This is a genomic window from Kineococcus indalonis (genome assembly GCF_009906395.1).
Lineage (GTDB): Bacteria > Actinomycetota > Actinomycetes > Actinomycetales > Kineococcaceae > Kineococcus > Kineococcus indalonis.
The window spans coordinates 19,234-30,939 of sequence record NZ_JAAALM010000004.1 but is presented as its reverse complement, the minus strand read 5'-3'; the positions used below and the strand labels follow the sequence as shown (position 1 = coordinate 30,939).

Below are 11,706 nucleotides of genomic sequence, written 5' to 3'. Positions count from 1 at the left end.
CCTGGACCCGACCCTCGCGCTCGAGGTGTGGTTGCGGCGGCTGCGCGCCGCCCTGGCCACCCACCCCGACCCGGCCGGCGCGGCACCCGACTACCCGGGCGCCGCGCCCACGGCGCCTAGCGCCGGTGGGCAGCTACGTGCGCTCCTCGCCGAGCTCGCCGGGCCCGTCTTCCGCTCCATCACCCGCCACGGCCGCCTCGGCGCCCAAGGCCGACTCGACGCACCACCGGACACCCCGCTCGGTCACAACGCCGTCCGGCAGATCATCGCCCGCCGCTGCCGCGACGCCGGGCTAGAGCCCGGCCCGGGCGAGCGGTACTTCTCCGCCCGCAACAGCACGGGCACCTGAGCTGCCGCCGAGGGAGTCAATGAACGCAAATTAAGCGATCAAGGCCGCTGGAGGATCATCGCGTTCATCAGCTGTGAATGGCTTCTGGGTGCCACTTGAGTGCGTACGCCAACAGGGGGTCAAGGATTCGAATTGTCATGTCGTTGCCGCTATCCACTGCCTCGAGAACCGGTTGTGGCACCAGATTCGCCAGTCCGATTTCCTCGTCGGTGAATAGGCTGTCCTCCGTGTCAGCTTCGCTATCCGCCAGGCGCTCGAGAGCGTTTGTCATATCGCGGGATGCCAGGATGTCCATATTGCGCACTTTCTGCTCAAGTGCGTATTTTCCAAGCGCTGACGAGCGCATCTTCACGATCTCGGCCACTTTGCTCTTCAGTTGCGTGAACTTAATTTCATCAGGAGATCCCAGCTTGTGGAGGGCGAAAAGAATAAGCTGATAACCGTCGTACCGGACTCCGTTGTCATCCTCGTAGAAGTTTCGTTCCCTGCGCGCGCGCAGGCCGCCCCGCAGCAATTGCAGCCACTTCAGCGAATGAGTGTCTTCGATGGTCCGGAAGAAGCTATTCCAGTCGTCTGGCCCCTTCAAAACTTCGACACCACTCGCGTCGTCTTCTACGCCGTTAACGTCGCGACACAGGTTCAGGCATAGTTGTTGCATGATTTGCGGGCTGCCGTGACTTTCTCTAGCCAGCCTTCGTGTAACATCCGGTGGTGCAGTGACCTTGAGCTTTCCGAAGCCGATGGTGGCAATTTTAGTCAGCTCTTCTATGTTCCACGTCGGAACTGTCAGGGGCTGATGGCGGCCACCGATGTTGGTGTCCGTGAAACCGGCATCGGTTTCTCTCCCTGGAAGAGTGGCCAATAGAACGGTGACGTCGGCGTCGGCGAGTGGGCGAAGTGCGAGAATGATTTCTCGGCGCTTCCCTGGGTCGGTCACGAAATGAAAGTCGTCAATGGCGATGACGGGAGGGTTTTCCCCGTCCTCCCGGGCCTTCTGAGATGCAAGATTTAGTGCCTCAGTGACGGCTGTTGGAGTGTCGATGTCATATGTTACAGAAGTACTATTGTCGGTGTGCTCCTCACCTCCAATGCTAGAAGTGACGCTTGCACCGGTGCCACTAAAACCAATCCCAAGCCTTGCAAGCACACCCCAACGGGCCTTGTTTCCAGTTACTTTGCCCTTCTGCTGGGACGCTGGAATTTCCAATGCGGCGGCGAGCCTCGCCCATAAAGCCGATTCGCCCTCCTTGTCGAGCTGCTGCCCGGGAATGTAAGGGGTAACGGCGGCGGTGGTGAGTGCATCTCTGATCAATGTACTCTTGCCCAGCTTTGTAGTGCCTAGTACGGAGATGAAAACTCCGCCCTGTTCCATCAAGCGCGTCAAGCTCGTCCATAAATTCGTGCGCCTGACGTTAGTGAGTTCAGGTCGCCGAGTCGGCGTGAACACCATGATCGTTCTTGTTCGTCTGTTCGGCTCTGCTGTCATCTTGTCAACGTAGCGAACACTGAGCGTCACTGGGACGCTATACGTGGGTTGCCGCCAGGTCGCTGCTTCGCGGCGGCGCGACCCTTCGGTGCTGCTCCTGCGTCGCCGCCAGGACGGCGCTTCGCGCCGGCGTCCTGCTCGCTCCTGCCCCTCCCGGCGCTCGATCCTGACCGCCCACCCGGCGACGGCAAGTCGAGCTCGCTGCGCTCGACCCCGCCACCGCAACCATCTTCGGCCGGCCGCTGCGCCCCTCGTTCCTCGGGCCGCCGACTGCGCGACCGTCCCAAGATCGTTGCGTCTGCGGGGCAACCTCGACTCGCGGCTGTGCCGCGCCCTGCGGGTGCCTTCCGCCGGGCACGGGCGGTCCTGATCTCACCTCGCCGGGAGGGGGCGGTGAGCGGTCGGCGGCGCCAGCCGACGACGCACTCACCGTCTGCCTCCGGCTCACCTGCTCGCACCGCCCGGTGCCAGCACCCAACACCGAGAGGACCCATCGTGACCAGCACCACCGAGCCCACCACTGCTGAGGCCACCAGCGAGGCGAGCAGCGAGGCGAGCACGCACGCGAGCGGCACCGCCGTCAGCAGCGACGCCCAGCCCGCCACGACGCTGGTGCAGCTGAACCCCGCCGACCTCATCATCGGCGACAACGTGCGCGTGGACACCCGCGTGGACGCGGACTTCCTGGCCTCCATCAAGGAGCGTGGGGTGTTGCAGCCTATCGTCGCGGTGCGCCACCCCGACGGCACCCACGTCGTGCGCTACGGCCAGCGGCGCACCCTGGCCGCCACCCAGGTCAAGCGGCCCACCGTGCCGGTGCTGGTGGTCGCCGCCACCGACGAGGCGGACCAGATCATCGACCAGATGGCCGAGAACGACCACCGCACCGCCCTGACCGAGCGCGAACGCCTGGCCGGGATCACCCGCCTGTTCGACCTGGGCATGAGCGCGGCGCAGATCGCCAAGCAGACCGCCACCGACCGCGAGCAGGTCGCCGCCGCCCGCAAGGTGGCCAAGTCCGCCACCGCCACGCAGGTGCTGGCGCAGGTGCCGATGACCTTCACCGAGGCCGCCGTCCTGGTCGAGTTCGAGGACACCCCCGCCGACGTGCAGGCCATGCTCGCCAAGGTCGGCACCAGCCAGTTCGAGCACCTGGCGCAGCGGCTGCGCGACCAGCGCGCCGAGCGCGCCCGCCACGCCGCCTACGCCAAGAAGCTGCGCGAGGCCGGGCATACCGTGCTGGACGAGCGCCCCGGCTACGGCGAGGTGGCGCAGCCGTTCGACTCGCTGCGCCTGAACGGCGAGCCGATCCCGGCTGAGGTCCGCGCGACCTGCCCGGACCTGGCCCTGTGGATCACGGAGCGGCGCGGCTGGGGCGACCCGGTCACCGGCGAGGGCGTGGAGGAACTGAACAGCGGCGCCGCCATGAGCGGCGGGGTGCCCGCTGGGTGGCGCGAGGCCGACGAGCACTGGAAGCCCGTGGTGCGCCCGGAGCCCGCCGAGGTCGCGGACCAGGCCGCCGACGAAGGCGAGGACGCTGAGGGCGACGGGGACGAGTACGACGAGGACGACGAGGACGAGGCCGAGCACGAGAACCGTGCCGACCGGCTCGTGCACGAGGACGGCCGCCGCGCCGAACTCGGCTACTGCCTGCGCACCGAGCAGTGGTGCATGAAGCCGCACGTCTACGGCTACGCCAAGCCCAGCTACTCCGGTGGCTACTACGTCGGTGGTGGGGCGCCGAAGGTGAAGATGGCGGAGCTGCCGCCCGTCGAGCAGGCCAAGCGCAAGGCCGAGCGGCGCGATGTGATCGAGTCCAACAAGGCGTGGGTCTCGGCGGAGAAGGTGCGCCAGGCGTGGCTGTGGACCTTCCTGGGGCGCAAGAGCGCGCCGAAGGGCACGGGCCGGTTCCTGGCCGAGGTGCTGCTCAGCGGCTCGATGCGCGAGTCCACCTACACCGCGATCGACAAGGCGGTCAGCTACCTGGGCAAGAAGGACACCCGCACCGCCCTGGCCGAGGCGGGCACCGTCACCGACGGGCGCGGCACCGTCCTGGCCCTGGCCGTGGTGCTGGCCGCGCACGAGTCGGCCACCGGCAAGCACTCCTGGCGCACCGTGAACCCGCACACCCGCCGCTACCTGGAGTTCCTCGCCTCCTGCGGCTACGTCCTCTCCGACGTGGAGCGGCGCGCCTGCGGCCACGACCTGAGCCCCACCGAGGCCGAGCAGGACGCCGAGCAGGACGAGGCCGGGGACGACGAGACGGCCCAGGACGACGAGCAGGACTGAGCCCGACGCCGGTCCCCACCGCCCACGGGCGGTGGGGACCGGCTCCTCAGCCCAGCCGGGCCGGCGAGGGGCGCTGCGCCCCCTCGCGCTCCCCCGCCGGCCCGCTCCTGCGTCGCGGGAGCGGGCGCCGCTTCGCGGCGGCGCAGTCCTCTGGTGCTGCTCCTGAGGCGGCAGCCTGGCGGGCTGCGGTGCCACCCGGTCGCAGCACCGGGTGCGGCTCCTTCGTCGCCGCCAGGACGGCGCTTCGCGCCGGCGTCCTGTTCGCTCCTGCCCCTCCCGGCGCTCGATCGTGGCCGCTCGCCCGGCTGCGGCAAGTCGAGCTCGCTGCGCTCGGCCTGCGGCTACCTCGACTCGCGGGCACGCCCGCGCCCTGCGGGTGCCTGCGCCGGGCTTGGAGCGGCCCGGATCTCACATCGCCGGGAGGGGGCGGTGAGCGGTCGGCGGCGCCAGCCGCCCCGTCGTCACCGTCCCGCGCCCGGCTCACCTGACCACCACGACCGAGGAGTCCTCATCACCACGCAGTGCGAGCACGAGTGGATCAACGTCGGCTGGGATGAGCCGTTCGGCACCGACCAGTGCAGGCGGTGCCAGGCGTGGGGGCACGACCGCCCCCCCGTGCAGGAGCGGGTGAGCACCTTCAACGCTCCCCCCGCCTGACAGCCCGCCCGGAACCCCGGCAACCCGCCGCCCGGCACTCACCAGCCGACAGCCGCACCAGGAAGGCGAGCCGACCATGCCGCAGATGCCCACCCCGCAGCTCACCATGCCGGAGCTGACCATCGGGCAGCGTGTCCGCGTCCACGTCAACCTGCACAAGCAGGCTCTGGCAGTAGCCGATCCCAGCACCGGCAAGGTGCTCGGCTACGTCGAAGCGATCACCCTCACCCACGTCACCTTCCGCACCCAAGCCGCCTGCCTGGACCGGGTCCAGCGCGATGGCGTGCGCAAGGTGTGCGCCTACGCCGTCGGAACGCTGGCGAGCATCGAGCCGGACGTGGACCGCAGCCTGCCCGTGGTCACGTTCAACCCGCATCGGCGCCGCGACTTCCACGACGTCGCCACCGGCGCGAGCATCACCGGCGCCGACGCCGTCACGTTCGCGGACCTGCGCTGCTACGTCATCGGCGCCCACTGAGCACCCCGCCGGCACGGGCGGCGATGCCCGTGCCGGCACGCCCGGCTGCCCGGGAGACGGGCACCGCTGGCGCGGTGGCGATGCCCGTTGGCCCGGCGGTCCTGGCGGGCTGCGCTCGTTCCTCGCTGCGCCCCCTCGCGCTCCCCCGCCGACCCGCTCACATTTACAACGAGTTGGTCAACAATTGGAAGCAACACCGCCAAGACGCTTGATGATTGTAAGATCATCCTCTTGGAAGATTACCAGCGCTTGTACCGGGATGAATTTTACGAGTTTCTTAGTTCGCTATCTGATTGCGCTCACTTGCGGTCGGCGCATATTGACCTCTCACTAACGCAGAGAGCTGCTAGTCGACTTCAGCATTGACAAGATTCACCTCCAGTAAAGCCGTATTGCCGGTGCGGCGAATGGAATTTAACGACTCTATGAGATTGTCACTCGAGCGCCCCGCCACATCGATAACTTGCCAAGTGCGCTCAACTTTGCCCACTTGTTCGTGATAGGCGTCAGCCATATAAGAATCGGCAATCCAAAGTTGCCCCTCCGCCCTCCACCACTGTCCTGACTGAGGCCATGGAAGCGTGCTCGTGCTGGGAGTATCGTCGATGATAAGGTGACCAGCAAAGTACGGCACCGCCCAGAGCATTGTGCCTAGTACCACTGGGCCCTGCACCTGAAAGACTCCAGGCTCCATTTCGTCAAATCTGGAAATTCTATCATTAATTAGGGTCCGCCATCGACACGAAAGCGCTAAAGCGGCTACAACTTCTACTTCGTGACCGGCTTGAGTGAAGTTCAACTCACTTAGTGCTGCTGCAGAGGCATGAACACGCATGCAGTGATTGTACCGGGGAGCCGCCTGCGAGCGACCCCCCGGTACGAATGTCACTGCACCTTGTTGATCGCGTTCTTGACGTAGTCGGGGCAGCGACCTTGGACGGGTGGGCAGTGGGAGGTGATGACACCCATAGTGCTGTTATCTCGAGTCTGCGTAGGATCGACTCGACGGAAATCCACACTGGTCAACAGGGTGACCTGTGACTTGACATAGCACCGTCTGAATACGCCAAGCCCTCGCCCGCACCTCACGTCATAGACCGGAACGGCATACTCCCACTTCTCGCCGCTTACGTACCGCGGCTTGACGGTCCGCGTGCCTGCACGGACAGCGGCTGTCGTGAGATTGTGCTTCTGAGTGATTTTGGTCAATCCGAAGCCTCTGTCTCTGGCTGCGTCGTAGTACCCTTGCCGGAGGTAAATAGTCCTACCATTCACGTCGCGCCAACTGGCCCACACTTTGTACGACGGGTCGCGCGGGGCAGCCTTAAAATTGATGACTGTTTGCTCGGCTGGCTCAGGATCGTCCGGATTGGTGTCTGGTGTCGAACCGTTGAGCAGCACGAACTCGGAGTTGTAAGGGTCGCTGCTGTCATCGGTGAATGAGGTTCCATCCAGCGGATAGTTCATCTCCGATGCATCATTGATTGTGCTGCCCGCAGCCAGTTTAGTGATTTTTTCCTGGTCGCCTCCATAGTTCATAATGATGGATTCTTCTGTCAGTCCAGAGTTGACGCTAAGAGTGGTGGAAACGATTCCAAACTCAACGTCATCGCTGGTGACCGGATTGGCGATACCTGTGGCTGGATCGAAGGTAATGTAGCCACCCTCAAAGTCTGAGCGACGCAAAGAACCTGACGTGTACTCATCGCTGAGGGGGTACCCCATGGATCCCGCTTCCCTCTCCAAAGCGGACCAAGCGTCGCGGATCTTGCCTTGCACGGCCCTCGCTCCACTGCGAGCGGAGTAGTAAATTGACCCGCCTTGGAAGTGGTTGTAAGCACCAGTGCCTGCTGGGGTGGCAACTTCATCCGTGGTCGGGTAGCCCAGTGAGGATGCCTGCCAGCCCAGCTGGGACCAGCGGTCGCGAATCATCCCCTTGACGAAGTGAGCTCCAGTGGCGTTGGAGTAGAAGATCGAGCCACCCTGGAAGTGGTTAGAGTTTCCACCGCTGAGGTTGTTCTCATCGCTCGTGGGGTAGCCCAAAAACGATTTCTCCCAACCCATGGAAGCCCATTTGTCGCGAATTACGCCGCGAATAGGGTGTGCTCCGGTGCCAGAGGTCCAGTATATGGAGCCGCCGCTAAAGTGGTTGTAACGTCCGACGCCGTCAGGAGTGCCTAGCTCATCGGTAGTGGGATTGCCCAGGTAGGAGACTGGGCCGCCCATGGCCTGATACTTGTCGCGAATAATTCCGCAGACGCGGTAGCCATTATACAAGCTGCATTCATCATAGCTCACTGTCATCACCGGAACATTGCTGGTGGCGTTTCCGGAGTTGAAAATCTTCCACGCCAGCGGGTCGGTTTCAGGAGCAGTCAGAGCTACAGCCAACACCGAAGCAGTATTGGTCGCGTAGGCTTTCGCCAAAGCGGTGACGTTGAAGGCAATCGCTCGCGCCGGACAGGCCGAGCTGTATCCGAAGGCACCCGAGGCGGTCGCCTTAATTCCTCGACCGGCCGGCTGGTTGCCCCACACGACGGTGTTGGCGTCGAAGTCCGCGACCTCGTGCAGGTCCACGCTGCGGGCGGCGCACGACGCTGAGTATTTATTCCACACACTCAGAGTGGCCGAGGTTACCGGCTTATTCTTGATCGGCGCCACGTCGAACTTCAGCAGCGAGCGGTTAACCTGCGCACCGCCGTTGTAGGTGCCCACCTTCAGCTCCGCCGAGCCGCCCTGCGGGGTGCTGCTGATGTTGTTCTGCACAAAGGTGTCACCCAGGGCCGCCAGCGCCGGGGAGGGGTCGATGGTCACCGGGTAGACGGTGGCCGGGTCGGTCAGCAGCTTCGCCGCGCCAGTAAGGGTGACGTTGCTCGTACTGCTCGGATCGCTGGAGCTGATCAACGGGTCAATTTGCTGGACTTGTACGTCCAGTTCCTTAACCTTGGCCGGCTGCCCGGAGCGGGCATCGACCTTCGCGTCCCACATCAGCGGTGCACCGGCCTGCGCCAGCAGTTCGCCGTCCTCATCACGCAGCTCCAGCTGCCCGCCGCGGCCCTCCTTGACTACCGCGCCGACGGCCTCGACCGGGATGGTCACCTCCGTCAGCTGCGACAGCTCCGCGGCGTTCTTCGGCTTCGAGCGCACTACGAACTTCTGGCTGAAGCCGGATCGGGTGGCCGTAAGCACTAGATCGGTGTCCGGCAGCACGTCGGCGTAGGTGGCGGTGTCCCCGCTCAAAGTCGGGCTCGGCAGCGCCTCGGGCCAAGTGAAATCCAAGCCCTGTCCATCCTCACCGCGAAGGCTGGCCATCACCTGAGCCTCACGGGCGTCGGTGCCGCCGGCGGAGAAGAGCCGCTCACCCACCACGGCCTTGGGTCGGATGCCGTCGGTGTCGCGAACCAGTGTGGTGTCTACCGGCACCCACTCGTCGGCCTTGCCGTCCGCGCCCTTGGGCTGAACTCGAATCGGGCCAGCGGCGGTGTCAGTACTGATGCGTCCGTCGGGCGTGACCGTGGTGACGGAGGTAGTGGTGGTTAGTTCTGCCACCTCCACGTTCTTACCCGTACGGATCGCGGTGGCCATCGCTTTAGAGATGGCGTCAGGCTCCTGTGCTTCGGGCTGTTGCCACTTTGGCGGATCTTGTTGGGCTTCGCGTGTTTCCTTGACCAACTCATTAGACACAGGAGTCATCTCGTAAGTCGCGCGCTCCGACTGAGGGACCAGTGTGTCCTCGAAAGTGGCTGCTGGCGCCGGAGCAGCTACCAATGCGGTCACTAGAGTGCTCGCGGATAAACCAACGAGGACTCTCGGTGCAGTTCCGCGCAGCAGTGCTCTGCTTCGTGCAGCCCAGCTTGCTGCCTGCTGCGCCACAAGCAGCGGATGACGCCTATGCGTCATGATCAAACCTCCCATCGATCCACACGCTGTTCGTGTGGAAAGCATCTGCACTATAAGCAACCTCACGGAACTATCTATGCTTGTCGTTGCGCTTCTGGCCAGTAGCCATGCAAGTTCCCCCGTTTGGGTGAGCAATCATGGTCCGTGGGGTCCCGTTCCGATCTAGGCACTAGTCCATCGGAACTAGGCCATGTGGTCATAGCGGAGCGGGCAGTCAGAGGAACTTTTCATCGACGCCATGTTCAGTCCTGTGAGGCATGAGCGCCGCTTCTACATGAGTGTTCCGTAAGCTTTTCGTGCTGCAGCGTGCACGCTCAAAGTTGCGGCTCCTGCGTCGCCGCCAGGTCGGCGCTTCGCGCCGGCGTTTCCTTCGCTCCTGCCCCTCCCGGCGCTCGATCCTGACCGCCCGCCCGGTTGCGGCAAGTCGAGCTCGCTGCGCTCGGCCCCGCCGGTCCAGACCATCTTGGGCGGGCCGCTGCCGGCCTCGTTCCTCGGCCAGCTGACCGCGCGGCCCACTCCAAGATCGTCTTCCCTCTGGGACTTCCTCGACTGGCCTCCTCCGGGCTCTCGGCGGTCCTGATCTCACATCGCCGGGAGGGGGCGGTGAGCGGTCGGCGGCGCCAGCCGACGAGCGCCTCACGTCCTCGCCCCGGCTCACCAGCTCGCACCTGGCGGTGCCAGCAACCCTCACCACAGAAAGGTTCCACCGTGACCGACCTCAGCGCGCACGTGGAAGTCGTCGAGCTGCCCACCTTCGCCAAGGACCACAGCATCGGGGACCTGGTGACCCTGCACCCCGACTACGTCGGCGGCAAGCACGACACCAACCGCGTGTACGAGATCACCAAGCGGCCCAGCCGCGCTGGCGAGCGCAACTACACCGGCACACCGCTGGACGGCGGGCAGGGGCTGCGCGGTGCGGCCCAGCTGTGGAAGCCCTACACCGGCGACGCCGCCGCGGCGCGAGCCGCTGCCGCCGCCAACACCGTGGTTGAACCCGACAAGGGAGCCGTCGTGACGATCGACGGTCCCACCAGCTACCCGGACGGCACCAGGTTCGTGGTGTTCGACGTGCGCGAGCGCAAGGCCCGCCTGATCAAGCTCGGCGGCGACGGTGGCCGCTACCTGCGAAACGTCGCGGTGACCCGGCTGCGGATCGTCGACCCCTCGACCCTGCAGCCCGTCCAGCGGTCCAGCTGACGCACCGGTGGTCGGCGGCTCACCCGGGCCGCCGACCACCTCACCCGCCTGAACTGCTCGCACCGACCGGTGCCAGCACACCTACCCCGAGAGGACGCACCATGACCGACACCCAGACCACCAGCCACACCAACACCAGCGCACCGTCCCCCGTCACCTCCGTCACCTCCGACGGCCCCGGCGCCCGCTTCCTCACCAGCCTCGATCGGGTCGACCGCCGGCGCTTCGAGCTGCTCGTGCAGGACGGCACCCCCCACCTGCAAGCCGCCCCGTTCGGGCGAGGCATCGCAGGCGTCGCCCGCTACCTGGGCGAAGGCGTGCTCGCCTCCACCTTCCCCGACGTCTCCTGGCGCCACCTGGCCGATGCCGTGCGGATCTACCTGCGCGAGAACCCCGGGTCCTCGCGCGCAGCGAGGAGGAGGCGGTCCTGCTGGCCGAACACCGCGCGGCCCAGGCAGCAGGCCTGGCGCGGCTGGTGGAGGCCGCCGTCCTGGCCGACGACTACACGATGGCCCTGCAGCTGCTCGAGGAACTGGAACGACTGGACCCCGACTTCCGTCTCGGCGTCAAGGAGCACCGCCCCGAGGGCTTCCGCATCGACCAGGCCCGGCCCGCACTGGTGCAGCGGGCGCGGCGCAGCGAGCAAGTGGAGCCTGTCGAGCACCGCCAGCGCCAGGAGGCCGAACAGGAGGCGGAGCAGGACGACGAGGTGCTCGTTACCGACCCCGAGCTGCCGCTGGGAGCGGCCAACTTCTCCTTGGACGTGCTCGTGCGGTGCATTCAGCGGGAAGGCTTCCACGCCCTCGTCGCACAGACGGGTGGTGGCGTGGCCACCGTCTACGCCGGTCGCCGGTTCTTCGACCGCGACGAGGACCCGCGCTACTGGGCCGTGGCCGGCCCCGGCACCTACGGCTGGGGAGCGCAGGACAGCTACGCCAGCCTGGCGGAGTTCTCCATCGGCGCGGACTTGGCCGACGACCCCAGCACCCCGGACACCTGCCGAGATAGGTGGACCGACGCGGACGCCGTCGGTGCCCGCACCATCGCCGACCTCGCCCGGCTGATCGCTGCGCAGTGCGCGCTGCCGGTGCAGATGCAGCTGGACGCCGACACCCTGAACCCCTTGGGGTTCGACTCCTCGGCCCGTTCCGGCAGCGCCGAGGTCGCCCAAGCCCACGAGGCTGGCCGCCGGTACCGCGAGACGTGGCACACGTCGAACACCGCCATGCGGGCGGCACGCGAGGCGGGCGTCGAGGGCGCGGCCGCCCACCAGGCCGCGCAGCAGGCCGTGGACGCCCTGGAGCACCAGAACCACGGGTGAGTCGGTACCGGTCGCAGCCGGGTGGG

At 65.9% G+C, this 11,706-nt stretch carries 6 protein-coding genes and 1 pseudogene; 5 read left to right on the top strand and 2 right to left on the bottom strand.

Annotated features, from left to right (window positions below):
* A pseudogene (locus GTR00_RS00615) lies at window positions 1-349 on the top strand (hypothetical protein); the annotation flags it as partial.
* 67 nt (window positions 350-416) lie between these two features.
* Here the strand turns inward: GTR00_RS00615 and GTR00_RS00610 are convergent.
* Window positions 417-1,865: a hypothetical protein gene (locus tag GTR00_RS00610; protein ID WP_166609730.1), complete on the bottom strand. Its 1,449-nt coding sequence runs from the start codon at window positions 1,863-1,865 to the stop codon at window positions 417-419.
* A gap of 465 nt (window positions 1,866-2,330) precedes the next feature.
* Here GTR00_RS00610 and GTR00_RS00605 point away from each other — a divergent pair, with 465 nt between their 5' ends.
* Both GTR00_RS00605 and GTR00_RS00600 read left to right on the top strand, forming a co-directional pair.
* Window positions 2,331-4,124 (top strand): ParB/RepB/Spo0J family partition protein, encoded by a 1,794-nt coding sequence (locus GTR00_RS00605; protein ID WP_166609729.1) that lies wholly within the window; start codon window positions 2,331-2,333, stop codon window positions 4,122-4,124.
* Window positions 4,125-4,866: 742 nt separating this feature from the next.
* Window positions 4,867-5,259: a hypothetical protein gene (locus GTR00_RS00600; protein ID WP_166609728.1), complete on the top strand. Its 393-nt coding sequence runs from the start codon at window positions 4,867-4,869 to the stop codon at window positions 5,257-5,259.
* 885 nt (window positions 5,260-6,144) lie between these two features.
* Here the strand turns inward: GTR00_RS00600 and GTR00_RS00595 are convergent.
* Window positions 6,145-8,844 (bottom strand): DNRLRE domain-containing protein, encoded by a 2,700-nt coding sequence (locus tag GTR00_RS00595; protein WP_205704756.1) that lies wholly within the window; start codon window positions 8,842-8,844, stop codon window positions 6,145-6,147.
* 1,023 nt (window positions 8,845-9,867) lie between these two features.
* Between GTR00_RS00595 and GTR00_RS00590 the strand changes: the two genes are divergently transcribed.
* Together GTR00_RS00590 and GTR00_RS00585 are read left to right on the top strand one after the other, a co-directional pair.
* Window positions 9,868-10,359 carry a hypothetical protein gene (locus tag GTR00_RS00590; RefSeq protein ID WP_166609726.1) on the top strand — a complete coding sequence of 164 codons (492 nt, stop codon included), beginning with the start codon at window positions 9,868-9,870 and terminating at the stop codon, window positions 10,357-10,359.
* A 475-nt stretch (window positions 10,360-10,834) separates the two neighbouring features.
* Window positions 10,835-11,680 carry a hypothetical protein gene (locus GTR00_RS00585; protein WP_166609725.1) on the top strand — a complete coding sequence of 282 codons (846 nt, stop codon included), beginning with the start codon at window positions 10,835-10,837 and terminating at the stop codon, window positions 11,678-11,680.
* Window positions 11,681-11,706: the final 26 nt, after the last annotated feature.